Consider the following 24408-nt stretch of genomic DNA (forward strand, 5'->3'; position numbering starts at 1 on the left):
TATAGTCCGCGTGCGATCCGGGTCAGGCGAAGGTCTTGGCGAAAGCGTCGACCTCGGCCTTGAGCTTGGCGCGCAGATCGTCCGACAGCGCCTTTTCCTTGCGGATGCCGTCGAGAACTTCCTTGCCGACCGTGCGCAGATGCGACAGCAGGCCCTGCTCGAAGCGGCCGACATCGGCGACGGCGAGCTTGTCGAGATAGCCGTTGACGCCGGCGAAGATCACCGCGACCTGCTCTTCGGTCTTGAGCGGCGAGAACTGCGGCTGCTTGAGCAGCTCGGTCAGGCGCGCACCGCGGTTGAGCAGGCGCTGGGTGGCGGCGTCGAGGTCCGAGCCGAACTGGGCGAAGGCGGCCATTTCGCGATACTGGGCAAGCTCGCCCTTGATCGAGCCGGCGACCTGCTTCATCGCCTTGATCTGGGCGGCGGAGCCGACGCGCGACACCGACAGGCCGACGTTCACGGCCGGGCGGATGCCCTGGAAGAACAGGTTGGTCTCGAGGAAGATCTGGCCGTCGGTGATCGAGATCACGTTGGTCGGGATGTAGGCCGACACGTCGTTGGCCTGCGTCTCGATGACCGGAAGGGCGGTCAGCGAGCCGTTGCCATTGTCGTCGTTCAGCTTCGCGGCGCGCTCCAGCAGGCGGGAGTGCAGGTAGAACACGTCGCCCGGATAAGCCTCGCGGCCCGGCGGGCGGCGCAGCAGCAGCGACATCTGGCGGTAGGCGACGGCCTGCTTGGACAGGTCGTCATAGCCGATCAGCGCATGCTGGCCGTTGTCGCGGAAATACTCGCCCATGGTGCAGCCGGTGAACGGCGCCAGGTACTGGAGCGGAGCCGGATCGGAAGCGGTGGCGGCGATGATGATGGAGTAGTCCAGCGCGCCGCGCTCTTCCAGGACCTTCACGAACTGCGCGACGGTCGAGCGCTTCTGGCCGACGGCGACGTAGACGCAGTAGAGCTTTTCCGACTCGGGGCCGCTGTCGTGGATGGCCTTCTGGTTCAGGATGGTGTCGAGGATGATGGCGGTCTTGCCGGTCTGGCGGTCGCCGATGACCAGTTCGCGCTGGCCGCGACCGACCGGGATGAGGGCATCGATGGCCTTGAGGCCGGTCGACATCGGCTCGTGCACCGACTTGCGCGGGATGATGCCGGGCGCCTTGACATCGACGCGGCGACGCTCCTTGGCCTTGATCGGGCCCTTGCCGTCGATCGGGTTGCCCAGTGCGTCGACCACGCGGCCGAGCAGCTCGGGACCGACCGGCACGTCGACGATGGCCCCGGTGCGCTTGACGGTGTCGCCTTCCTTGATGTCGCGGTCGTTACCGAAGATAACGACGCCGACATTGTCGGCTTCGAGGTTCAGCGCCATGCCGCGAATGCCGCCGGGGAACTCGACCATCTCGCCGGCCTGGACATTGTCGAGGCCATAGACGCGGGCAATGCCGTCACCGACCGACAGAACCTGGCCAACTTCGGAAACTTCGGCTTCCTTGCCGAAATTCTTGATCTGGTCTTTCAGAATTGCGGAGATTTCCGCGGCGCGGATGTCCATCAGCCGACCTCTTTAAGTGCAAGCTTGAGCGAATTGAGTTTGGTTTTGAGCGACGTATCGATCTGGCGCGAGCCCATCTTGACCACGAGACCACCGAGCAGGCTCGGATCGACGGTGACGTTGATGACCACGTCCTTGCCGGCAACGCTCTTGAGCGCGGCCTTGAGTTCGTTCTGCTGGGCCGCCGTCAGCGCATGCGCGGCGGCCACGTCGGCCGACACCTCGCCGCGATGCTCGGCGGCGATGCGGCGGAAGGCCTGGATCATGCCGGGAACGGCGAACAGGCGACGGTTGCGGGCGACGACCCGCAGGAAATTGCCGGCGAGGCCGCCGATCTTCGCCTTGTCGAGGATCGCCGAGACGGCGCGCTCCTGCTCGTCGGCGGCGAAAACCGGGCTCTCGATCAGGCGGCGCAGGTCGGCGCTGCCGGCCAGCATGGCCTCGAAGCTGCCGAGCGCGGCCTCGACCTTGGCGACGGATTTATCTTCAAGAGCAAGCTCGAACAGCGAGCTGGCGTAGCGTTCGGCAACGGCGGAGATTGGCGAGGACGTTTTGGCCACGGTCCGTCTTTTCTCATGTCTGACAGGCCGCAGATTGTTGGCGCGAGCGGGAACTCTGGCTAAATCTTTGACCTTGCTTACGTTTCTTGAAGCTAAGGGAACGGCTTCCGCTTCCCCTAGCCGAAAGTCGGTTGCCCTCTAGCATACGCCTCCCAAGACCGCAATCCATGGAAGGCGGCGGATTCCGGCACTTTTGTCGCATCCTCTGGATGAATGCGTTTCAGCGCCCGCGATTCAGGGCAGGAATCCGAAGGCAAAAGCCAGCGGAAGCGCCGCAAGCAGCAGATCGAGCATCAGGGCGGCCCAATTGTAGGGCGTGTTGGCGCCGTCGCTCATCATGCCGAGCATGCGGCCGAAAGCTGTGAATAGCCATGAGAAGCCGAGCGCCATGTAGAGCAGCGGCTGGGCGAGCAGCACCGCGCACAGGCCGAGCCCCAGATAGAAGCCGGCGAAACGGCTGCGCCCCTCGGCGATCGCTTCCGGCTTGTCGGGGTGCGGCTGGAGGCGCAGGAGCCTGAAGCCGATGCCCGGCGCGAGAAACAGGAGCAGACCCAGCGTGGCGGTGACGACGGCGCTCGTCCAAGCCAGCCATTCGCCCTGGCTCATTGGCCATGGAAACGAAAATTGCATCGCGGTCCCTCGCTTTTGCCGGACGGGCCGGCGATTTCATCCCCCGTCAAAATGACAGATTCGCAAGCTACGCGTCACCCAGCGCGAAGGCGATTGCCGCTTCGGCGTGGATGGCCGTGGTGTCGAACACCGGAATGTCGAAATCGGACTGGCCGATCAGCATGGTGATCTCGGTGCAGCCCATGATGACGCCGTCGGCCCCCTCCTCGGCCCGCAGGCGTGCGATCTCCTTCAGATAGACCGCCTTCGAATCCGATGTCACGGTGCCCCGGCACAACTCGTCATAGATGATGTCGTGAACCTTGGTGCGCCCGGCCTCGTCCGGCACCGCGACGTCGATGCCATGGCGCTCGGCCAAGCGCTGCCTGTAGAAATCCTGCTCCATGGTGAAGCGGGTGGCGAGCAGCGCCGGCCGTTTTACCCCGGTTCGCCGGATGGCCCCGGCGGTCGCGTCGGCAATGTGCAGGAGCGGGATGGAGACGGCCGCCTCGATCTCGCCGGCCAGCTTGTGCATGGTGTTGGTGCAGATCACCAGGCACTCCGCCCCCGCCGCTTCGAGCTGGCGCGCCGCCGCGGCCAGCAGCCGCCCCGCGCCCTGCCAGTCGCCGGCATGCTGAAGCTCCGCGATCCCGGCGAAATCCACCGAAACCAGCACCAGCTTCGCCGAGTGCAGGCCGCCCAGCCGCGCCCGCACGCCTTCGTTCAGCAGGCGATAATAGATCGCCGTGCTTTCCCAGCTCATGCCGCCCAGAAGGCCGATAGTCTTCATTGCCTGTCTCCTCCTGAAGAATTCACAGGAAACTCTGCGGATCGATATCGACCTGCACCCTGATCTGCCCGCGCACCTTGGGTCCCGCCGCCAGCATGGCCTTGACGAAGCCCTGCATGTCGGAGCGGCGTTCGCCATGTATGAGCAGCCGGAAGCGGTGCCGCCCGTTGAGCAGAGACAGCGGCGCCTCGGCCGGCCCCAGCACGAAGATATCCGACGCGCTCGGCGCGGCAAGCCGCAGGCCACGCGCGTGCCCTTCCGCCTCTGCCCGTGTCGGCGCGCTGACGATGATGCCGGCCAGCCGTCCGAACGGCGGCAGGCCGGTGCGCTCGCGCTCGGCGATCTCGCGCTCGTAGAACAGCTCCGAATCGCCGGAGACGATGGCCTGCATCACCGGATGGTCGGGCTGGTAGGTCTGCAGCAGGCCGAGGCTCTTCTTGCCGGTGCGCCCGGCGCGGCCCGTCACCTGGCTGAGAAGCTGGAAGGTGCGCTCGGCGGCGCGCGGATCGCCATTGGCGAGGCCGAGATCGGCATCCACCACGCCGACCAGCGTCATGTTCGGAAAATTATGGCCCTTGGCGACGAGCTGCGTGCCGATGACGATGTCGGCATCGCCGTTGGCGATGGCCTCCAGCTCCAGCCGCAGCCGCCGCACGCCGCCCATGATGTCGGAGGACAGGACGATGGTGCGCGCTTCGGGAAAATGCGCCACCACCTCCTCCGCGATGCGCTCCACACCCGGCCCGCAGGCGACGAGGTGGTCGAGCGTGCCGCATTCGGGGCAGGCATCGGGCCGCCTTTCGCTGTGGCCGCAATGGTGGCAGACGAGCTGGCCGCGAAAGCGGTGTTCGACCAGCCAGGACGAGCAGACCGGGCAGCCGAAGCGGTGGCCACAGGCGCGGCATAAGGTGAGCGGAGCATAACCGCGCCGGTTGAGGAATAAAAGTGACTGCTCGCCCTTTTCCAGCGTCGCCGCCATCCTTTGCAGCAGCAGCGGCGACAGGAAACCGCCGCGTGCCGGGGGCGAGCGGCGCATGTCGATGGTGCGCAGGTCCGGCAGCGCCGCATCGGCGAAACGCGATGACAGCACCACGCGGCCATAGCGCCCCTGGCTGGCATTGACCCGGCTTTCCACGGATGGCGTGGCCGAAGCCAGCACCACCGGAAAGCCGCCGATATGGGCGCGCACCACCGCCATGTCGCGGGCGTTGTAGAAGACGCGGTCCTCCTGCTTGTAGGCCGGGTCATGCTCCTCGTCGACGACGATCAGGCCAAGCTCCTGAAACGGCAGGAACAGTGCCGAGCGCGCGCCCGCCACCACCTTCACCGTGCCTTCCGCCACCTGCCGCCACACCCGCTCGCGCATGCGCGGCGGCAGGTCGGAGTGCCACTCGGCCGGCTTGGTGCCGAAACGGTTCTGGAACCGTTCGAGGAAGGCGTGGGTCAGCGCGATTTCCGGCAGCAGGATCAGCACCTGTCGGCCCTGTTCAATCGCCGCCGCCACCGCCTCGAAATAGACTTCCGTCTTGCCCGAGCCGGTCACGCCGTCGAGCAGGGTGACGCGAAAATCGCCCGCCTCGACACCGGCCCGGAGATCGTTCGCCGCCGCGCGCTGGTCCGGCATCAGCGCCGCCGTCGCATAGGCGGTGTCGGGCGCGGCAACCACCGGGCGCGGCGGGATCATCACCGTCTCGAACACGCCCTGTTCCCTGAGCCCGTCGACCACCGAGGACGACACGCCGGCGGCATGGGCCAGTCCCGAGCGCGTCCAGGCAAAGCCATCGGCGGCAGCGGCCAGCACCCGCTCGCGCGCGCCGGTCATCCGGTCGGGCCGCAGGTCGGTGAGCTTGATGCCTTCGGTCCACGGCTCGGGATCGAAGGCTTCCGGCGCGCGCAAAAGCATGCGCGCCACCATGCCGGGCGGCGATAGCGTATATTGCGACACCCAGTCGACGAAGCGGCGCATGTCGCGGTTGATCGGCGGGCAGTCGAACACCTGCTCGATCGGCCGCAGCTTGCGGGCATCGACCGCATCGGCCCCGCCGTCCCAGACGACGCCCGCCACCTGCCGCGGCCCCAGCGGCACGCGCACGATCGACCCCGGCACCACGCGCATTCCTTCGGGAACCGCATAGGTGTAGGGGCGTTCTGCGGGCATGGGCACCAGCACGGGTGCTGCGGACGAAAAGGGCGAATCTTGGCTCATCGCGCGTGACCTTGCATCGTCTTTGGTCTAGAGCAAAGGCCGATAGCGCGTGTGCCCTCCCCGCACGCCGGAATCTTCAAGGAGACCACAATGAAGTTCTTCGTCGATACCGCCGACATCAAGGAAATCCGTGAACTCAACGACATGGGCCTGGTCGACGGCGTCACCACCAATCCCTCGCTGATCCTGAAATCGGGCGGCAAGATCGATGAGGTGACGCGTCAGATCTGCGACATCGTTTCCGGCCCCGTCTCGGCCGAGGTCACGGCCACCGACTATGACGGCATGATGGCCGAGGCCAAGGTGCTGGCCCGGATCGCCGACAATGTCGCCATCAAGGTGCCGCTGACCCTCGACGGACTCAAGGCCTGCAAGGCGATCCGCTCCGAAGGCCGCATGGTCAACGTCACGCTGTGCTTCTCGGCCAACCAGGCGCTGCTCGCCGCCAAGGCCGGCGCATCCTTCATCTCGCCCTTCGTCGGCCGTCTCGACGACACCGGCATCGAGGGCATGGACCTGATTTCCGAGATCCGCCAGATCTACAGCAACTACGACTTCGAGACCGAAATCCTCGTCGCCTCGGTTCGCACCGTGAACCATATCAAGGATGCCGCCCTGATCGGCGCCGATGTCATCACCGCCCCCCCGGCCGTGCTGCGCTCGCTGGTCAAGCATCCGCTGACCGACAAGGGGCTGGAAGCCTTCCTCGCCGACTGGGCCAAGACCGGCCAGAAGATCGGCTGATAGCACCAAATCTGCGCCGCCGGGCCTCCACGCGCACCGGCGGCGCAGATCGGCCCATCGTTATTTCCGCTTTGCGAGATCCTGGGCCAGGGCCAGACGCAGCACTTCGGCCAGTTCGCGCGCGGCGCGGTTCTCGGCATCGATCTGCGCCCGATAGGTGGCGAATTCCTGCTTTGGGCGGTCGAAGGACGACGAGATCGACCGCCTGCCGGACCCGACGACCTTGCCGGTCGCAACTTCCGTCAGCCGGTAGTCGGCCGTCAGTTGCACGATGCCGGCGCTGGGTTCGTCCTGATCCTTGGTGACCTGGATCGAAGCCGCCGACTGCACCAGCTCGGTGACGCCCAGATCGAGCGAATAGACCGGCGTCGCCGGCTCGCCCTTGCCGTGGGTGAGGCCGAAGATCAGGTTGTTGCGCACCTGCTGCGCATAGCGTGTCCTGACCGGCTTGACCGAGATCGACGCCAGTTCCTCCACCGCGACCGTCTGGCCGCCCACGGCAAGCGGCGCGCTGGAATAGAGCGGGCGCACCGTGCAGGCCGAAAGCAGCGCCGCCGACAGCAGCACCGCCCCCGCCAGCAGACGGCCAAGGCCGGCGTTATCCTTCATCGTCGGCTTGGCTGTGTCAGGCAACGACATTGACGATCCTCTGCGGCACGACGATGATCTTGCGCGGCGTCTTGCCCTCCAGCGCCTTCTGCACGAAGTCGAGGGCCATGACCGCCTGTTCGACCGCAACTTGGTCTGCGTCGCGGGCAATTGTCAAATCCCCGCGCTTCTTGCCGTTGACCTGGATGGGCAGGACGATCTCGTTGTCCACCACCAGCGCCGGGTCGAATTCCGGCCAGGCGCGAGCGGCGACCAGACCCTCGCCGCGCAGCGCCTGCCAGCACTCCTCGGCCAGATGCGGCATCATCGGCGCCAGCATGGTGATCAGGAACTCCAGCCCCTCGCGCACCGCGCCGGCGCGCTCGGCCTTGCCCTCGCCCACCGCCGCCACCTGCGGCGACAGAAGGTTGGTGAGTTCGTAGAGACGGGCCACGGCGCGGTTGAAATGCAGCCGCTCGATGTCCTCGCCCACCGCCTTGAGGATCTTGTGCACGCCGCGCGAGACGGCCAGTGCGTCGCCTTCGGTCCCTGCCTTCGGCGCGACATCGCTCAACACCGGCACCGCATCCGACACCAGGCGCCAGACGCGCTGGACGAAGCGGTGGGCGCCCTCGACGCCGGCCTCGGTCCAGATCACGTCGCGCTCGGGCGGCGAATCCGACAGCATGAACCAGCGCGCCGTATCGGCGCCGTAGCTGGCGATGATGTCGTCGGGGTCGACCACGTTCTTCTTCGACTTCGACATCTTCTCGATCGGGCCGATGGCCACCGGGGTGCCGTCGGCAAGCAGGCGGGCCTTGCGCTGGCCGTCGACCTCCTCGATGCGGATTTCCGCCGGCGTCACCCAGCCCTGCGCGCCCTTGTAGGTCTCGTGCACCACCATGCCCTGCGTGAACAGGCCCTCGAACGGCTCCTCGACCGTGTTGAGATGGCCGGTCGCCTTCATGGCGCGGGTGAAGAAGCGCGAATAGAGCAGGTGCAGGATCGCGTGCTCGACACCGCCGATATATTGGCGCACCGGCAGCCAGCCGTTCTTGCCGTCGACATAGGCGAGGTCGGTTGGCGCCTCGTCGTTCCTGGCGTCGGTGAAGCGGGCGAAATACCACGACGAATCGACGAAGGTGTCCATCGTGTCAGTGTCGCGCCGCGCCGCGCCGCCGCAGTTCGGGCAGGCGACATGCTTCCACCTCGGATGATGGTCGAGCGGATTGCCCGGCTTGTCGAAGGCGACATCGGTGGGCAGCTCGACCGGAAGCTGGTCGGCCGGCACAGGCACGGCGCCGCAGGCGTCGCAATGGATGACCGGGATCGGGCAGCCCCAGTAGCGCTGGCGCGAGATCAGCCAGTCGCGCAGGCGGAACTGTACCTTGCGCTTGCCCTGCGGCCGGCCGTCGAAGTCTGTGCCTTCGAGGCGCTTTGCCACCTCGTCGAAGGCCTCGCCCGGGCTCATGCCGTCGAGGAAGCCCGAATTGATCATCGTGCCGTCGTCGGAATAGGCTTCCTCGGTGATCTGGAAGCTCGCCGCATCGACGCCCTCCGGCTTCACCACCGGCGTGACCGGCAGACCGTATTTGTTGGCGAAGTCGAGGTCGCGCTGGTCATGCGCCGGACAGCCGAAGACCGCGCCGGTTCCGTAGTCCATCAGCACGAAATTGGCCACGTAGACCGGCAGGGTCCACTGCGGATCGAAGGGATGAACGACGCGGATGCCGGTATCGACGCCCTTCTTCTCGGCCGTCTCCAGCGCCGCCACCGAAGTGCCCATATGGTGGACCTCGTCGATGAAGGCGGCGATTTGCGTGTTGCCCTCGGCCGCCTTTCTGGCCAGCGGATGGTCGGCCGACACCGCCATGAAGGACGCGCCGAAGATGGTGTCGGGACGGGTGGTGTAGACCTCCAGCTCGGTCTCGCCCGCAGGCGCCGTCGCCGGGTCCAGCTTCCAGCGCAGCAGCAGGCCCTCGGAGCGGCCGATCCAGTTCTGCTGCATGATGCGGACCTTTTCCGGCCAGCGGTCCAGCGTCTCCAGCCCGTCCAGCAGGTCCTGGCTCATGGAGGTGATCTTGAAGAACCATTGCGTCAGGTCGCGCTGCTCCACCGGCGCGCCGGAGCGCCAGCCCTTGCCGTCGATGACCTGCTCGTTGGCGAGCACCGTCATGTCGACCGGGTCCCAGTTGACCTTCGCCGCCTTGCGCTCGACCAGCCCCGCCTTCCAGAAGTCGAGGAACAGCCGCTGCTGCTGCCGGTAGTAGCCCGGATCGCAGGTCGCGAACTCCCGCGACCAGTCCCAGGAAAAACCCATCGTCTTGAGCTGTCCCTTCATGGTCGCGATGTTCGCGTAGGTCCATTCGCGCGGATTGACGCCCTTGTCGCGCGCTGCGTTTTCGGCCGGCAGCCCGAAGGCATCCCAGCCGAAGGGATGCAGGACATTGAAGCCCTTGGCGCGCTTGTAGCGGGCGACGACATCGCCCAGCGTATAGTTGCGCACATGGCCCATATGGATGCGCCCGGACGGATAGGGGAACATCTCGAGCACGTAATATTTGGACCGGGGATCGTCGTTCTTCGCCTCGAACAGCTTCTCGGCATCCCATGCCTTCTGCCATTTGGGTTCGGACGCGCGCGGATTGTATCGTTCGGTTGCCATGACCGGTTTTTCTTTTAAAAGCATGCTGGAAGCTGCCGCACGCATGCGGACAGCGGGGACATGCCCCGGTCTTCACCATGGTTTGCGGGACCCGTCAACCGTAAGGCGTCTCAACGGGGCAAAATCGGCATTTCAGGACGGCAGGATTTCGACATGGACAATGCGGTTGCGGGCGATGCGGTCGAACGGCTCGCCCAGGTGAAGGCGAAGATCGGCGCGGCCGAACGGGAAGCCGGGCGCGAACCGGGATCGGCCACGCTCGTTGCCGTCTCCAAGACCTTCGACGCCGGCGCCATCCGCCCCGTCATCGGGGCCGGCCAGCGCGTGTTCGGTGAAAACCGCGTGCAGGAAGCGCAAGGCAAGTGGCCGGCCCTGAAAGCGGATTTCCCCGACATCGAACTGCACCTGATCGGCCCGCTGCAATCCAACAAGGCAAGGGAGGCGGTGGCGCTCTTCGACGTCATCGAGACGGTCGACCGCGAGAAGATCGCCGCCGAACTGGCCAAGGAAATCGCCAGGCAGGAGCGTTCGCCGCGCCTCTATGTGCAGGTCAACACGGGCTCGGAGCCGCAGAAGGCCGGCATCGAGCCGAAGCAAGCCGTCGCGTTCGTCGGGCGCTGCCGCGAGGTGCACGGCCTCGCCATCGAGGGGTTCATGTGCATTCCGCCGGCCGACGAGAATCCGGGTCCGCATTTCGCGCTGCTCGAAAAGCTCGCCCGCGCCGCCGGCGTGGAGAAGCTTTCCATGGGCATGTCGGGCGATTACGAGCTGGCCGTCGCCTTCGGCGCCACCAGCGTGCGGGTCGGCTCGGCCATCTTCGGCAGCCGTTGATCCCCAAGGAAGATCAACTGAAAAGGGCCGGAGCACGAAGCCCCGGCCCTTTCGATTCCAGTCTGCCGAAGCTTATTCGGCAGCGACGATCTTGCCTTCTTCCCACTTGAACAGCGAGAAGCTCGGCGAGGTCAGGTCGCCATTCTCGCCATAGGTGAGCTTACCGATGGCGGTCGGGATTTCCCCGCCGTCCTTCAGCGCCGTGGCCACCGCGGTGGCGTCGTCGGCGCTGCCGGCCTTCTCGATGCCGGCCTTGAGCACCTCAACGGCGGCATAGGCGTTGAGCGTGAAGGCTTCCGGCGGGATGCCCTTTTCCTTCAGCACTTCGACGGCAGAAGCCGAGTCCGGGTTCTTCAGCGCGTCGGAAGCGTTGGTGAACAGGGTTCCGGCAGCGGCTTCGTTGCCGATCGCCCAGTATTCGGTGTTCGACAGGCCCTCGCCGCCGATGATCGTCGCCTTGATGCCGGCATCGGCGAGCTGGCGCGCGAGCAGGCCGCCTTCGGGGTGATAGCCGCCGAAATAGATCACCTCGGCACCGTCGGACTTCAGGCGCGTGACCAGCGCCGACAGGTCCTTCTCGCCCGGGTTCAGCGAGTTGTGGCTGACTTCCGTCACGCCGCCGGCATTGATGCCCGCCTTGAACGCGTCGGCCAGGCCCTTGCCGTAGGTGCCCTTGTCGTCGACGATGGCGATCTTCTTGTCCTTCAGGTTCTTCAGGACATAGGCCGCAGCAACCTCGGCCTGCTGGTCGTCACGGCCGCAGGTGCGCAGCACGTTGGGCAGGCCGCGCGCCGTCAGGTCGGGCGCCGTGGCCGTCGGCGTCACCATCAGCACGCCGTTCTCGGCGAACACGTCCGAAGCGGCCATGGCGACACCGGAGGTGACCGGGCCGACCACATAATGCACGCTCTCGCCGACCAGCAGGTTGGCCGCCGAGACGCCCTGCTTGGGATCGCCGGCATCGTCGGCCAGCTTGATCACGACCTTCTCGCCGAGAATGCCGCCGTCCTTGTTGATCTTGTCGACCGCGGCCTCGGCGCCGTTCTTCACCTGCTCGCCATAGGCAGCCACCGGCCCGGTCAGCGGCGCCACGACGCCGATGACGATATCGGCCTGCGCGCCGGACGCGAATGCCAGCGATGCGAACAGTGCAACGCCAGCCAAAAGCTTGTTTTTCATGGTTCTGCTCCCTGTTACCCGAACCCCGTTTGCGCGAACCCGATCTGGTTCGGCGAAGTCCTGATTTTCAGGCATAGCGGCTGTGCCGCGACTTGGCAATCGCCCACCGGAAAGGGCCTTCCGGATTGGTGGTTCCATCACTTGGGCCAGAAATGCGGCGCGTCCTCGAAGACGCCGTCAACGGCACAATGTCGCGGCCCAAAGCATCGACAATCGAACGTCTAATATTGCCGTAGTGCCCGCAATGTTAATAATGCGCCCGACTTCGCGCGGCAGGAGGCCGCATTTTGCCCGATCTGCGGGCAGTCTTTTTCGGAGGGAAGCTGAGAATGTCCGAGACCATCCACCGAGTTCAGGATTCGTGGCGCAAAGGCGCGCTGATTGACGAGGCGACGTATCGGTCGTGGTATGAGCGCTCGGTGACGGACCCTGACGGCTTCTGGGGCGAGCATGGGCGTCGGCTGGACTGGTTCAAGCCCTACACGAAGGTGAAGAACGCCTCCTTCGACGGCGACGTGTCGATCAAGTGGTTCGAGGACGGCGAGCTCAACGTCTCCTACAACTGCATCGACCGGCATCTGGCCACCCGCGGCGACCAGGTCGCCATCATCTGGGAGGGCGACGATCCCTCCGAGGACAAGCGGATCACCTATCGCCAGTTGCACGAGGCGGTGTGCCGCTACGCCAATGTGCTCAAGGCGCAGGGGGTCAAGAAGGGCGACCGCGTCACCATCTACATGCCGATGATCGTCGAGACGGCCTATGCGATGCTGGCCTGCACGCGCATCGGGGCGATCCATTCGGTGGTGTTCGGCGGCTTCTCGCCCGATTCGCTGGCCGGCCGCATCGTCGACTGCAAGTCGGACGTGGTCATCACTGCCGACGAAGGGCTGCGCGGCGGGCGCAAGGTGCCCCTGAAGGAGAATGCCGACAAGGCGGCCGAGATCGCGGCGGCGGCCGGCAACACGGTGCGCAAGGTGCTGGTGGTGCGCCGCACCGGCGGCAAGGTCAACTGGGTGGAGGGCCGCGACCTGTGGCTGGACGAGGCGGCAAGGGAGGCCTCGCCCGCGTGCCCGGCCGAGCCGATGAAGGCGGAGGATCCGCTGTTCATCCTCTACACCTCCGGCTCGACCGGCAAGCCCAAGGGGGTGCTGCACACCACCGGCGGCTATCTGGTGCATGTGTCGATGACCCACCAGTACATCTTCGACTACCATGACGGCGACATCTACTGGTGCACGGCCGATGTCGGCTGGGTGACGGGCCACTCCTACATCCTCTACGGGCCGCTGGCCAACGGGGCGACCACGCTGATGTTCGAGGGCGTGCCCAACTATCCCGACGCCTCGCGTTTCTGGCAGGTGGTGGACAAGCACAAGGTCAACATCTTCTACACCGCCCCGACCGCGATCCGCGCCCTGATGGGAGCGGGCGACGAATGGGTGAAGAAGGGCAAGCGCACCAGCCTGCGCATCCTGGGTTCGGTCGGCGAGCCGATCAACCCGGAGGCGTGGGAGTGGTATTTCAACGTGGTGGGCGAGGGCCGCTGCCCGGTGGTCGACACATGGTGGCAGACCGAGAACGGCGGCATCCTGATCGCCCCGCTGCCGGGCGCCACCGACCTGAAGCCGGGCTCGGCCACGCGGCCCTTCTTCGGCGTGGTGCCGCAGATCGTCGACAATGAGGGCAACACGGTCGAGGGGGCGGGTTCGGGCAATCTGTGCATCGCCGAGCCGTGGCCGGGCATGATGCGCACCGTCTATGGCGACCATGCCCGCTTCGTGGAAACCTATTTCTCGACCTACAAGGGGCTGTACTTCACCGGCGACGGCTGCCGGCGCGACGAGGACGGCTATTACTGGATCACCGGCCGGGTCGACGACGTGCTCAACGTGTCGGGCCACCGCATGGGCACGGCGGAGGTGGAATCGGCGCTGGTGGCGCATGAGAAGGTGTCGGAGGCGGCGGTGGTCGGCTATCCGCACGACGTCAAGGGCCAGGGCATCTATTGCTATGTGACGCTGATGGAGGGCGAGACGGGCAGCGACGAGCTGCGCAAGGAACTGATCGCCCATGTGCGCAAGGAGATCGGGCCGATCGCCGCGCCCGACAAGATCCAGTTCGCGCCGGCCCTGCCCAAGACGCGCTCGGCCAAGATCATGCGCCGCATCCTGCGCAAGATCGCCGAGGACGATTTCGGCTCGCTCGGCGATACCTCGACGCTCGCCGACCCCTCGGTCGTCGACGACCTCATCGCCAACAGGCAGAACAAGAGAGCAGGGTAACAGGCAGCGATGGCCGATATCGGACATGTAGCGGAACTGTGGCGCTATCCGGCGAGCTCGCTCGGCGGCGAGGCCCTGCCCGCGCTCGACTTCGGCCATGGCGGCGCCGACGGTGACCGGTGCTACGGTCTCATCGACACGAGCGACGGCGAAATCGCCCGTCCCGACCGGCTGCCGAAATGGCACAAGGCGCCCCGCATCAAGGCCAGGCTGGACGAAGCGCGGCGCCTGCACATCCTGACGCCGGAGGGCGAGTGGCTTCCAGCCCCCGGCCCCGGCAGCGAACGCGCCATCTCGGACTATCTCGATTTCACGGCCGCGATCCTGCCCTTCGAGGGCGAGAACCCGGAAGGCTATGGCGGCCCCCACACCCGGGCCCGCTACGAAAAGGCGCCGGTGCACCTGCTCACCACCGCCTCGCTGGCGCGGCTGAAGGCGCTGCACCCCGACGGCATTCCGGACCGCCGCCGCTTCCGGCCGAGCATCCTCGTCGACATGCCGGAGGTCGAAGGCAGCTTCCCCGAAACCGAATGGATCGGCCGCAAACTGTCCATCGGCGACCTCGAACTGACCATCGTCGAACCCTGCCGGCGCTGCGGCTTCACCATCATTTCGCAGGAAGGCATTCCCGACGATCCGGGCATATTGCGCACACTGGTGCGCCATAACGCCCACAATCTCGGCGTCTACTGCCGGGTCGAGCGCCCTGCCCGCCTGCGCCTAGGCGACGCCATGCGCCTGCACTGACGCGCGGTTCTTCCGTTTCGGAACCTTCCCCGCCTATCTGGTCAGGATAAGCTTCTCGGCATTGCCGGCGATCTCCTCGAACGCCGCCTTGAGTTCGTCGCCATTCGCCGCCCGGTAGAAATGCCGGATACCGCCCGCATCCGGCGTGGGGCAGGACTGCATCAGGCCAAGATATTTGTCCTCCAGCATGAAGCCGACGGTGAAGATCTCGATCCCGTTCTCCTTCATCCGCTTGCAATGCTCCAGCGCCGCATTGGTGGAAAGCGCCTCCTGCCCCGAACGCGTGGAACCGTGGGCCCGTACCCCCGCATAGCCGGCGTTGAACTCGCCGTCGGTCATCAGCACGGCGATCTTCTTGGCCTGATTGTCGTTGTAGTTCAGCGGGCCGGAGCCGGGCTGCGCCGCCTCGAGCGTCGAGCGCCAGGACGGCGACAGCAGATACCGGGTCCACTGCACGCCGATATGGCCGGCCGTGCCGCCATCTGCCCGGAAACCGTCGATGGCGGCAAGCAGCCTGCTCCTGTCGGTGGTCATGGGAACCAGCGCGGCGGCGGGGCACAGCACGAGCCTGTCGTCGCGATTGACCATGGCCGTCACCGGCCCCGCATCCGAATAGTCGATGCCGTTGCCCGTCACGTTCTTCCGCTCCGTCGAGCAATTGTCCTTCGCGGCAACGCCGCGCGGCGCGTTGAGCGAGGGCGGGGCGTCGGCGCTCCCAATGCTGTCGTCCGCTTCATGAAACACCGTATGGGCCAGCACGCCCGTGTTGACGCCTTCCGAATAGGGTACGAGGCCGAGCCGCACGCGCCCGTTGCTGGCGGCGTTCATGTCGAGGAAGATGTTGACCGCTGCCGCCGATGCGTCGCGCAGGTCCTTGATCTTGTTCGTCCTGTTGCGCGTGTTGGCCTTCATCGAGCCGGTCACGTCGAGCATCATGACGACCTCGATGCGCTTGTCGGAATAGAGGGCTGCTCCCTCATTGTGGATGCGCTTCACATTGCTCCGGCCGAACAGCGGGAAATAGAGCGGCACGTCGACATAAGCGCTCGCCGTCACCGTCCTGGCGGTACGGTCGACGACCAGACGGTCGAGCACGATGCTGTCCCGGGCGAGAATCCCGCCGGCGCTGTTGGCGGCAAGGAACGTCATCACCCGTTCGTGCGCCTCCTCCTCCGTCACATTGCCGGTGGTGAGGTCGCGCGCAGTGGAGGTCACGGCCGCGTCGACCGCCGATTGCAGCGCCGACCTGGCATTCATGAGCTGCGCCGTGTCGACGGCAAAACCGACCGCCAGCGCCAGCATCGTCGACGCCAGCGCGAAGATCATGGCGAAGTTGCCGCTGCGATCCTGCCCGAAACCGGCAATTCGGTCGCGAATGTCCCCAAGTCTCATTGCTGCCTCCGCTTGAAACGGCTTCGAAGCCGCCATGAAAGGCAAAGCAGGTTTCCGGCCGGATCGGCCCTGTCCGGCGCCGGGGGGCAAAGGTCGTGGCGCAAGCCCTTGTTTCTAAATCATATGATTGCCGGCGATGGTAAACCGGGCATAAACGGCGAGCCCTCCCGGCCATTCGGCATTTACCGGTCAGTAACCATGAAATGACGGATCATCGGCCTCTGTCCGGAAACGGAACGGCGGCACCGTGCCGAAACGGGTCAGGAAGACCGGCCGTCAGAAATCGCTGGTCAGACCCTTCACTTCCCAGTCACCGTAGCGGCCGGGTTCCATGCCGCCGCGCCCGCCAAGTTCCTTGGGACGTGCCGCCTCCGCCGCCTTATAGGCCTTGCGGCGCTCGGCCGCCTCCTTCAGCGCCCGCTCGGCCGCGGGGCTCAGCGCCTTGCGCTCCGGGCTTTCCGCCGGTCCGTTGCCCTCTTGATCCGTCATGTCCGTCCTGCCAAATGGATTGAAAGCTGGCTTTTCGCTTCCCATCATATAGCGAAGCCTGCGCGAGGGATCGACCCTTTGCGTGAGGGCACAGGGAGTATCGGATGAACACATTGCGCACCGCCATGCTGCTGGCCGTCATGACGGCGCTTTTCATGGGCGTGGGCTATCTGATCGGTGGCTCGGGCGGCATGATGATCGCGTTCCTGATCGCGGCGGCGACCAACCTGTTCAGCTACTGGAACGCCGACAAGATGGTGCTGGCCATGCACCGGGCCGTCGAGGTCGATGAACGCAATGCGCCCGAATACTACGCCATCGTGCGCGAGCTTGCCTCGCGCGCCGGGCTGCCGATGCCGCGCGTCTACCTGATCGACAATGCCCAGCCCAACGCCTTCGCCACCGGCCGCAATCCGCAGAACGCCGCCGTCGCCGCCACGACCGGCCTGTTGCAGCGCCTTTCGCCGGAAGAGGTCGCCGGCGTGATGGCGCACGAGCTTGCCCATGTGCAGAACCGCGATACGCTGACCATGACCATCGTCGCCACGCTGGCCGGCGCCATCTCCATGCTCGGCAACTTCGCCCTGTTCTTCGGCGGCAACCGCGAGAACAACAATCCGCTCGGCTTCATCGGCGTGCTGGTAGCGATGATCGTGGCGCCTTTCGCCGCCATGATGGTGCAGATGGCGGTGAGCCGCACCCGCGAATATGCCGCCGACCGGCGAGGCGCGGAAATCTGCGGCCGGCCGATGTGGCTGGCTTCCGCCCTTGACAAGATCGCCCGCAGCGCCGAACGGATCCACAATCCGGATGCCGAGCGCAATCCGGCGACCGCCCACCTCTTCATCATCAACCCGCTTTCCGGCGAGCGCATGGACAATCTGTTCTCCACCCACCCCGACACGGGCAACCGCATCGCCGCCCTGCAGGCGATGGATGCCGAATGGGGAGCTTCCGGCGGCGGCGCGCGCCAGCCCGCTCCCCGCAATGCACCCCGCCCCACGCCTCCATCCGCAGAGCAGGATGCCGGCCCGTGGGGCGGACGTTCGCAAGCCGGCTCCCAGGCTGAGCCCCAGGCCGAACCGCCGGCCGAGCCGCAGCCGAAATCCAACCCATGGGGCCGCAATCCCACCGGGCCGAAAGGCCCCTGGTCGTGAAGCCGGCAGAACCGGCGCGAAAGCGGCATCCCTCCAGCAAGAACAGGCCCCACCCGGCACCGGCCTCGGTGCCGGGCCTTGCCGCGCGCAAGGCGGCGGTGCGGCTGCTCGGCGCGGTCATCGACGCCCGCACGCCGCTCGACGGGCTGACCGACAACGAGCACGGCCATCCGCATTATATGGCGCTCGACATGCGCGACCGCGCACTGGTGCGGGCCATGCTGGGCGCGGCGCTCCGTCATCGCACGACCATCACGGCGCTGCTGGCGAAACGGCTGCAAAAGCCGCTGCCCGCCAATGCGACGGCGCTTGCCCACATTCTCCATATCGCTGCCGCCCAGATCCTGTTCCTCGACGTGCCGGACAGCGCCGCCGTCGACCTCGCCGTCACCCACGCCAAGTCGGACCCGCGCACCCAGCGCTTCGCCGGGTTGGTCAATGCCGTCCTGCGCGCGCTGACCCGCGCCAAGGAACAGGAACTCGGAACAGCACTTGCCGCCACCGACGATGCGCCGGACTGGTTCGCCGCGCGGCTGGCACAGGCCTACGGCATCGGCGAGGCGCGCGCCATCCTTGCCGCGCACCGCCTCGAGACGCCCTTCGACCTCACGGTGAAGGCCGAGCCGCAGATGTGGGCCGAACGTCTCGGCGGCATCGTCCTGCCCACCGGCACGGTGCGGGTCGAGCGCCTCGACAGCGCGGTCACCGAACTGCCCGGCTTCGAGGATGGCGAATGGTGGGTGCAGGACGCCGCCGCCGCCCTGCCGGCGCGGCTGATGGGCGACATTGCCGGCCGCAAGGTCGCCGACCTGTGCGCCGCCCCAGGCGGCAAAACCGCCCAGCTCATCCTTGCCGATGCCGACGTTACCGCCGTCGATGCCTCGCAAAGCCGCCTGAAACGCCTTGCCCGCAATCTCGAACGGCTCGGGCTGAAGGCCACTGTCGTCCACAGCGACCTGATGGACTTTGCGCCGCCGGAGCTGTTCGACGCGGTGCTGCTCGATGCGCCCTGCTCCTCCACCGGCACGGTGCGCCGCCACCCGGACGTGCCATGGACCAAGACGCCCGAAGACATCGCCAGGCTGGCCGCCCTCCAGCGCCGGTTGCTCGACAGGGCCTTCACCCTCATCCGTCCCGGCGGCATCGTCCTGTTCTCCAACTGCTCGCTCGACCCGCTGGAAGGCGAGGAACTGGTCGCCGGCTTCCTTGCCGACACGCCCGGGGCAGAGCTGGACCCGGTCTCGCCGCAGGAAATCCCCGGCATCGCCGGCTTCGTGACGGCCGAGGGCATGCTGCGCACCACGCCCGCCGGGCTCGACATGGGGTCGCCCGCGCTGTCGGGGCTGGACGGTTTCTTCGCCGCAAGGCTGAAGAAGCGCGGCTAAGGCCGGGCACCTGCGCGCCTGTGCAAGCCTCCACTTACGAAAGCATGTGGACAGAATGCACCCGCCCCGGTTGTGCAGGTTTGAATTCGTCTTCGCATAACCTATTGAATCGCATAGTTTGTAAGTGAAACTGAGGCCTCGGAAACAGCATTGGCACCCGCCGCCGCAGATATGACACGCCTGTGGGCACTGGTCACGCGGGCGTTCTGGCGTAACGCGCGCCGGCATCTGCGTGCCGGGCCGGCCTATCGTTGGCGCTATTCCGGCCGCACTCCCGAACGGGTGCTGATCGCCCCGCCGGACCTGCGGCTGGCCGATCCGCAGATCGCCATGGAGATCTATTACGGCCGCTTTCCGCTTTCGGGGCGGCTGGTCGAGACGGGCGGCGAATCGCCGTTCAAGATCGAGGTTCACCACCGGGGCTGGCAACGTTCCCTGCACGGGTTTCGCTGGCTACGCCACATGCGCGCCGCCAGCACCGACCTTGCCTCGGCCAATGCGCGGGTGCTGGTGAAGGACTGGATCGCCGCGCATGGCAGCCACATTTCCGGTGTCGCGTGGGAGCCGGGCGTGACCGCCAAGCGCATCATTGCCTGGCTCCAGCATTCTTCCGTCGTGCTGCAAGGGGCGGAGCTTGCCTTCTACCGCGCCTACCTCAAGTCGCTGGCCATGCAGATCCGCTATCTGCGCTCGATGGCCCGCGAGATGCCGGGCGGCAAGGACCGCCTGCGCGCCCGCATCGCGCTGGCCTTCGCCGCCCTCTCGCTGCCGGTTCCCGCCTCGGCGCTGCGCAACGCCAGCCGCAATCTCGCCGACGAACTGGACCGCCAGATCCTGCCCGATGGCGGCCATATCTCGCGCAATCCGCTGATGGTTCTGGAATTCCTCGCCGACCTTCTGCCGCTGCGCCAGACCTACGCCAACCAGGCCGAACAGCCGCCCGCCGCCCTGATGGGCGCCATAGACCGCATGCTGCCGGCATTGCGCTTCTTCCAGCACCAGGGCGGCAGCCTTGCCTGCTTCAACGGCATGGGCGCCACCGTGCAGGACCGCATCGCGGCCATATTGCGCCATGACGACACGGCCGGCGCGCCGCTGCTGCACGCGCCCCATTCCGGCTATGAGCGGCTGTCGATCGGCGACGTCACCGTCATCGCCGACACCGGCGCCCCGCCGCCGCTCGACGTCGCGGGCGCCGCCCATGCCGGCTGCCTGTCGTTCGAGCTGTCGTCGGGCCGCCACCATTTCATCGTCAATGCAGGCGTCGACACCTATGGCGACCCGGAGTTCCGGCCGCTGGCCCGCGCCACCGCCGCCCATTCCACGGCCACGCTCAACGACACCTCCTCGGCCCGCTTCAGCCATTCCTCGCGCCTGTCGAGCCTTGTCGGCTCGCCCCTGGTCGGAGGGCCGCAGCATGTCGACTGCGAGCGCCGCGACGGCCCCGACCGGCACGGCTTCCTCGCCCGCCATGACGGCTATGCGCAGCGCTTCGGCCTTGTGCATGAGCGCGAGCTGATCCTGATGAGCGGCGGCGGCACCCTGGTCGGCCGCGACAGCTTCCTGCGAAGCGACGGCAGTCCCCCCCGCGACGACGGGCAGGACCTGGTCACCATCCGCTTCCACATCCACCCCGACATCAACCTGTTCACCGATTCCGGGGGCCATTTCGTGCTCGCTTCGGATAATGGCGATGCCTGGATGTTCTCCTGCACCGACGTCGCGCCGCAGGTCGAGGAATCGATCTATTTCGCCGGGATCGCCGGCCCGCGCATCAGCCGCCAGTTCCTGCTGTCCTTCCATGCCTCGGCTCTGCCGGAGGTGCGCTGGCGGCTGAAAAGGGTGCGGCTGGCCGGGGCCGCCCTCCACCGCTGATACGGCACAGGACGGTCCGGGAACAATTCGCACGTTTGATTCGCCGCCCTCATGTGCTAGGGCGCGGCCATCTTCCCGCAACATGAAGGGCCGCGCGCATGGCTGTCGCCTCCAAGAACATTCCCGCTCCCGATCTGGTGCCGGTGCGCCGGGCCCTGCTCTCCGTCTCCGACAAGACCGGCCTCGTCGATTTCGCCCGCGCTCTGGCCTCAGCCGGGGTCGAGCTGGTCTCGACCGGCGGCACCGCCAAGGCCATCGCCGAAGCGGGCATTGCGGTGCGCGACGTGTCGGACCTGACCGGCTTCCCCGAAATCATGGACGGCCGCGTCAAGACGCTGCATCCTTCCGTCCACGGCGCCCTGCTCGGCATCCGCGACGACGCGGACCATGTCGCGGCGATGCGCGCCCACGGCATCGAGCCGATCGACCTTGTCGTGGTCAATCTCTACCCGTTCGAGGAGGTGCGCGCCTCCGGCGCCGGCTATGCCGCCACCGTCGAGAACATCGACATCGGCGGCCCGGCCATGGTGCGCGCCTCGGCCAAGAACCACGCCTATGTCGCCATCGTCACCGACCCGGACGACTATGCCGCCGTGCTGAACGCCATGGAGCTGAACACCGGCTCACTGTCGCTGGATTTCCGCAAGCGGCTGGCGGCAAAAGCCTTCGCCCGCACCGCCGCCTATGACGCGGCGATCTCGGGCTGGTTCGCCGAGGCGCTGGAGATCGAGCACCCGGCCTGGCGTGCCTTCGGCGGCCGGCTGGACAGCGTCATGCGCTATGGCGAGAACCCGCACCAGCAGGCAGGCTTCTACCTCACCGGCGACAAGCGGCCGGGCGTCGCCACGGCCCGCCAGTTGCAGGGCAAGCAGCTCTCCTACAACAACATCAACGACACCGACGCCGCCTTCGAGCTGGTGGGCGAGTTCGATCCCGCCCGCACCGCCGCCGTCGCCATCATCAAGCACGCCAACCCCTGCGGCGTTGCCGAGGGAGCGACGCTGAAGGACGCCTATCTCAAGGCGCTCGCCTGCGATCCGGTCTCGGCTTTCGGCGGCATCGTGGCGCTCAACGGTTTGCTCGACGCGGAAGCCGCCGAAGAGATCGTCAAGACCTTCACCGAAGTCATCATCGCCCCCGAGGCCAGCGAGGAGGCGCAGGCCATCGTCGCCGCCAAGAAGAATTTGCGTCTTTTGGTAACCGGCGGCCTGCCCGACCCGCGCACGGCCGGCATGCTGGTCAAGTCGGTTGCCGGCGGCCTGCTGGTGCAGGGCCGCGACAATGCCGTCGTCGACGATCTCGACCTCAAGGTGGTGAGCCGGCGCGCGCCGAGCGAAGCCGAGATGGCCGACATGCGCTTCGCCTTCCGCGTCGCCAAGCATGTGAAGTCGAACGCCATCGTCTATGCGAAGGACCGCGCCACGGTCGGCATCGGCGCCGGCCAGATGAGCCGTGTGGACTCCTCGCGCATCGCCGCCCGCAAGGCACTGGATGCGGCCGAGACCGCCGGCATGGGCGAGCCGCTGACGAAAGGTTCCGTCGTGGCTTCCGATGCCTTCTTCCCCTTCGCCGACGGCCTGCTGGCCGCGGTCGAAGCGGGAGCGACCACCGTCATCCAGCCGGGCGGCTCGATGCGCGACGACGAGGTGATCGCCGCCGCCGACGAGCACGGCATCTCCATGGTGTTCACCGGCACCCGCCATTTCCGGCATTGATCATGCTGCCCCTGCCGCGAAGGCGGGGGGCAGGACGTCAACGCTCTTTCCGGTCAGCCGGATAGGGCGTGCCGGCCAGCAGCGCCATGCCGGCGACGAGGAACAGGATGATCATCGCCATGCCGAGGCGCGGCGAGCCGCTGAGCGCCGTGACCGTGGCCACCAGGAAGGGTGCGGCGAAGCTCGTCACCCGCCCGGCCAGCGCATAGATGCCGAAATAGCGGCCGGCTTCCTCGGCCGTCACGCTGCGCGCCATGTAGGAGCGCGACGAGGCCTGCGCCGGGCCGAAGGCGACACCGATCAGCAGGCCATAAAGGATGTAGGCCTTCTCGGCCGCCGTGCCGAACAGCCCGCCCGGATCCTCGACGGAAAGCGGCAGCGCGCCGAATAGCGTGTAGCCCGGCCCGGTCGAGACGATGCCCACCGTGGCTATGGTCAGCAGCACCAGCGCGACCATCACCACGACCTTGGAGCCGAGCGCGGTGTCGAGCCGCGCCGCCACCCAGCAGCCGAAGATGGCGACCACGTTGAGGATGATGCCGAACACGCCGATTTCGGTGATCGACCAGCCGAACATCGCCGCTGCAAAGGCGCCGCCGAGCACGATCAGCGCGTTGACGCCATCCTGGTAGATCATGCGGGCGACGAGGAAGCGGAAGATGCCGGGACGTTGCCGCACCTCGCCCAGCGTCGCCTTCAGCTCGGCAAGCCCCCTGCGCACCGCCGGCGCGATGGGTATGCCCTTCGCCGCATCGGGAGTGAACAGGAACATCGGCAGGATGAACACCAGATACCACAGCGCCGACAGCGGGCCGGTGGCGCGGGCATCCTCGCCCAGCACCGGGTCGAGCCCGAACAGCGGCTTGAGGCCGGCGATGGTGAGGCCCGTCTCCGGCGAGCCCGCCATCAGCGCCACGACGAAGATCAGCACCACCATGCCGCCCAGATAGCCAAGCCCCCAGGCCATGTTGGAGACGCGGCCGATCTCCTCCTTCGGCACCAGGCGCGGCATCATGGAATCGTTGAACACGGTGGAGAACTCCGCCGCCACCGAGGCCAGCGAGAACACCGCCACCACCCAGAACAGGCTTGAGCCCGGCATTGCCAGCCACAGCAGGCAAAGGCAGGCGATCTTGATCGCCGCGAAGAAGCCGATCCACGGCTTGCGCGGCCCGGTCTGGTCGGCGATGGCGCCGAGCACCGGCGACAGGATGGCGATGGCGAAGCCGGCCGCGGCGACGCCATAGCCCCAGGCCGCCTGCCCGGCGGCCGGGTCGCTCGCCATGCGCGAGACGAAATAGGGTCCGAAGATGAAGGTGGTGACCACGGTGAAGAAGGGCTGCGCCGCCCAGTCGAACAGCATCCAGCCCCGGATGCCGGCACGCGATGCCTTGCGCGCCCCAATATCGGTTTCGGTCATGCCCTCTCCACTTGCCTGCCAGCGCGCCATGTCTGCATGTTTTTCATCATGGTGCAAAAGATGAATGACGGTGGCGGCACAGGGCAATACGAGGAGAGGATGGTGACGGCCCGCGGCGTTGCATGGCAACAGCCGGAAAAAAGAACAGCCCCGCCTGAAACTCAACTACCCCCCTCAGGCGGGGCTTTGCCAGAATAGCCCGTCCGCAAGCTGGCGAGA

19 protein-coding genes are annotated in these 24408 nt (G+C 66.7%); 8 read left to right on the plus strand and 11 right to left on the minus strand.

All coding sequences use genetic code 11. From position 1 onward, the window contains the following. Positions 1–22: 22 nt before the first annotated feature. The 5 genes from atpA to ACVCNR_RS07585 all read right to left on the minus strand — a co-directional run bounded on the left by atpA (position 23) and on the right by ACVCNR_RS07585 (position 5717). Positions 23–1552 carry a F0F1 ATP synthase subunit alpha gene (atpA, locus tag ACVCNR_RS07565; protein WP_354197116.1) on the minus strand — a complete coding sequence of 510 codons (1530 nt, stop codon included), beginning with the start codon at positions 1550–1552 and terminating at the stop codon, positions 23–25. Continuing rightward, positions 1552–2112, minus strand: a complete 561-nt coding sequence (locus ACVCNR_RS07570) for a F0F1 ATP synthase subunit delta (protein ID WP_447074234.1) — start codon at positions 2110–2112, stop codon at positions 1552–1554. Before ACVCNR_RS07570 ends, atpA begins: the two co-directional genes overlap by 1 nt. Positions 2113–2346: 234 nt before the next feature. Then, on the minus strand, positions 2347–2742 hold the full coding sequence (locus ACVCNR_RS07575) for an AGROH133_08824 family phage infection protein (RefSeq protein ID WP_447074235.1): 396 nt from the start codon (positions 2740–2742) through the stop codon (positions 2347–2349). A gap of 67 nt (positions 2743–2809) precedes the next feature. Next, complete coding sequence (locus ACVCNR_RS07580) at positions 2810–3511, minus strand: aspartate/glutamate racemase family protein (RefSeq protein WP_354197110.1); 702 nt, start codon at positions 3509–3511, stop codon at positions 2810–2812. A 22-nt stretch (positions 3512–3533) separates the two neighbouring features. Beyond that, positions 3534–5717, minus strand: coding sequence for a primosomal protein N' (locus ACVCNR_RS07585; protein ID WP_354197108.1), 2184 nt, complete (start codon positions 5715–5717; stop codon positions 3534–3536). 90 nt (positions 5718–5807) lie between these two features. Here ACVCNR_RS07585 and fsa point away from each other — a divergent pair, with 90 nt between their 5' ends. Beyond that, a complete protein-coding gene (gene fsa, locus ACVCNR_RS07590; protein WP_354197106.1) occupies positions 5808–6461 on the plus strand; it encodes a fructose-6-phosphate aldolase in 654 nt (217 codons plus the stop codon). A 60-nt stretch (positions 6462–6521) separates the two neighbouring features. Here the strand turns inward: fsa and ACVCNR_RS07595 are convergent, their stop codons facing one another. Both ACVCNR_RS07595 and leuS read right to left on the minus strand, forming a co-directional pair. Next, positions 6522–7100 (minus strand): hypothetical protein, encoded by a 579-nt coding sequence (locus ACVCNR_RS07595; protein ID WP_354197104.1) that lies wholly within the window; start codon positions 7098–7100, stop codon positions 6522–6524. After that, positions 7087–9714 (minus strand): leucine--tRNA ligase, encoded by a 2628-nt coding sequence (gene leuS, locus ACVCNR_RS07600; protein ID WP_447074236.1) that lies wholly within the window; start codon positions 9712–9714, stop codon positions 7087–7089. The genes ACVCNR_RS07595 and leuS overlap by 14 nt, the downstream gene beginning before the upstream one ends. 153 nt (positions 9715–9867) lie before the next feature. Between leuS and ACVCNR_RS07605 the strand changes: the two genes are divergently transcribed. Further along, positions 9868–10545, plus strand: coding sequence for a YggS family pyridoxal phosphate-dependent enzyme (locus ACVCNR_RS07605; RefSeq protein ID WP_447074237.1), 678 nt, complete (start codon positions 9868–9870; stop codon positions 10543–10545). A gap of 72 nt (positions 10546–10617) precedes the next feature. Here the strand turns inward: ACVCNR_RS07605 and ACVCNR_RS07610 are convergent, their stop codons facing one another. Beyond that, complete coding sequence (locus ACVCNR_RS07610; RefSeq protein WP_354197098.1) at positions 10618–11724, minus strand: branched-chain amino acid ABC transporter substrate-binding protein; 1107 nt, start codon at positions 11722–11724, stop codon at positions 10618–10620. A 329-nt stretch (positions 11725–12053) separates the two neighbouring features. On the opposite strand from ACVCNR_RS07610, the gene acs reads away from it, so the two are divergent. Together acs and ACVCNR_RS07620 are read left to right on the plus strand one after the other, a co-directional pair. Further along, positions 12054–14009, plus strand: a complete 1956-nt coding sequence (acs, locus tag ACVCNR_RS07615) for an acetate--CoA ligase (RefSeq protein WP_447074238.1) — start codon at positions 12054–12056, stop codon at positions 14007–14009. A 9-nt stretch (positions 14010–14018) separates the two neighbouring features. Beyond that, entirely contained in the window at positions 14019–14756 is a 738-nt protein-coding gene (locus ACVCNR_RS07620) for an MOSC domain-containing protein (RefSeq protein WP_447074239.1), read from the plus strand. A 33-nt stretch (positions 14757–14789) separates the two neighbouring features. On the opposite strand, the gene ACVCNR_RS07625 is transcribed toward ACVCNR_RS07620, so the two are convergent. Both ACVCNR_RS07625 and ACVCNR_RS07630 read right to left on the minus strand, forming a co-directional pair. After that, on the minus strand, positions 14790–16148 hold the full coding sequence (locus ACVCNR_RS07625; protein ID WP_447074240.1) for a TadE/TadG family type IV pilus assembly protein: 1359 nt from the start codon (positions 16146–16148) through the stop codon (positions 14790–14792). Between the two features lie 276 nt (positions 16149–16424). Beyond that, positions 16425–16637 carry a DUF1674 domain-containing protein gene (locus ACVCNR_RS07630; RefSeq protein ID WP_354197091.1) on the minus strand — a complete coding sequence of 71 codons (213 nt, stop codon included), beginning with the start codon at positions 16635–16637 and terminating at the stop codon, positions 16425–16427. Between the two features lie 104 nt (positions 16638–16741). Between ACVCNR_RS07630 and htpX the strand changes: the two genes are divergently transcribed. The 4 genes from htpX to purH all read left to right on the plus strand — a co-directional run bounded on the left by htpX (position 16742) and on the right by purH (position 22769). Then, positions 16742–17794 (plus strand): zinc metalloprotease HtpX, encoded by a 1053-nt coding sequence (gene htpX / locus ACVCNR_RS07635; RefSeq protein WP_447074241.1) that lies wholly within the window; start codon positions 16742–16744, stop codon positions 17792–17794. Further along, a complete protein-coding gene (locus ACVCNR_RS07640) occupies positions 17785–19179 on the plus strand; it encodes an RsmB/NOP family class I SAM-dependent RNA methyltransferase (protein ID WP_447075655.1) in 1395 nt (464 codons plus the stop codon). Before htpX ends, ACVCNR_RS07640 begins: the two co-directional genes overlap by 10 nt. Positions 19180–19329: 150 nt before the next feature. Further along, the gene (locus ACVCNR_RS07645) at positions 19330–21054 is read left to right on the plus strand and encodes a heparinase II/III family protein (RefSeq protein ID WP_447074242.1); all 1725 of its coding nucleotides are present in this window, start codon (positions 19330–19332) and stop codon (positions 21052–21054) included. A gap of 98 nt (positions 21055–21152) precedes the next feature. After that, a complete protein-coding gene (gene purH, locus ACVCNR_RS07650; protein WP_447074243.1) occupies positions 21153–22769 on the plus strand; it encodes a bifunctional phosphoribosylaminoimidazolecarboxamide formyltransferase/IMP cyclohydrolase in 1617 nt (538 codons plus the stop codon). Between the two features lie 37 nt (positions 22770–22806). On the opposite strand, the gene ACVCNR_RS07655 is transcribed toward purH, so the two are convergent. After that, a complete protein-coding gene (locus tag ACVCNR_RS07655) occupies positions 22807–24189 on the minus strand; it encodes an MFS transporter (protein ID WP_447074244.1) in 1383 nt (460 codons plus the stop codon). Positions 24190–24408 lie beyond the last annotated feature (219 nt).

The organism is Aquamicrobium terrae (assembly GCF_052978165.1).

Coding starts and splice junctions, on each gene's coding strand:
- atpA (WP_354197116.1), bottom strand. CDS start 1,552: ATGGACATCCGCGCCGCGGAAATCTCCGCAATTCTGAAAGACCAGATC.
- ACVCNR_RS07575 (WP_447074235.1), bottom strand. CDS start 2,742: ATGCAATTTTCGTTTCCATGGCCAATGAGCCAGGGCGAATGGCTGGCT.
- ACVCNR_RS07580 (WP_354197110.1), bottom strand. CDS start 3,511: ATGAAGACTATCGGCCTTCTGGGCGGCATGAGCTGGGAAAGCACGGCG.
- ACVCNR_RS07585 (WP_354197108.1), bottom strand. CDS start 5,717: ATGAGCCAAGATTCGCCCTTTTCGTCCGCAGCACCCGTGCTGGTGCCC.
- fsa (WP_354197106.1), top strand. CDS start 5,808: ATGAAGTTCTTCGTCGATACCGCCGACATCAAGGAAATCCGTGAACTC.
- ACVCNR_RS07595 (WP_354197104.1), bottom strand. CDS start 7,100: ATGTCGTTGCCTGACACAGCCAAGCCGACGATGAAGGATAACGCCGGC.
- leuS (WP_447074236.1), bottom strand. CDS start 9,714: ATGGCAACCGAACGATACAATCCGCGCGCGTCCGAACCCAAATGGCAG.
- ACVCNR_RS07605 (WP_447074237.1), top strand. CDS start 9,868: ATGGACAATGCGGTTGCGGGCGATGCGGTCGAACGGCTCGCCCAGGTG.
- ACVCNR_RS07610 (WP_354197098.1), bottom strand. CDS start 11,724: ATGAAAAACAAGCTTTTGGCTGGCGTTGCACTGTTCGCATCGCTGGCA.
- acs (WP_447074238.1), top strand. CDS start 12,054: ATGTCCGAGACCATCCACCGAGTTCAGGATTCGTGGCGCAAAGGCGCG.
- ACVCNR_RS07620 (WP_447074239.1), top strand. CDS start 14,019: ATGGCCGATATCGGACATGTAGCGGAACTGTGGCGCTATCCGGCGAGC.
- ACVCNR_RS07625 (WP_447074240.1), bottom strand. CDS start 16,148: ATGAGACTTGGGGACATTCGCGACCGAATTGCCGGTTTCGGGCAGGAT.
- ACVCNR_RS07630 (WP_354197091.1), bottom strand. CDS start 16,637: ATGACGGATCAAGAGGGCAACGGACCGGCGGAAAGCCCGGAGCGCAAG.
- htpX (WP_447074241.1), top strand. CDS start 16,742: ATGAACACATTGCGCACCGCCATGCTGCTGGCCGTCATGACGGCGCTT.
- purH (WP_447074243.1), top strand. CDS start 21,153: ATGGCTGTCGCCTCCAAGAACATTCCCGCTCCCGATCTGGTGCCGGTG.
- ACVCNR_RS07655 (WP_447074244.1), bottom strand. CDS start 24,189: ATGACCGAAACCGATATTGGGGCGCGCAAGGCATCGCGTGCCGGCATC.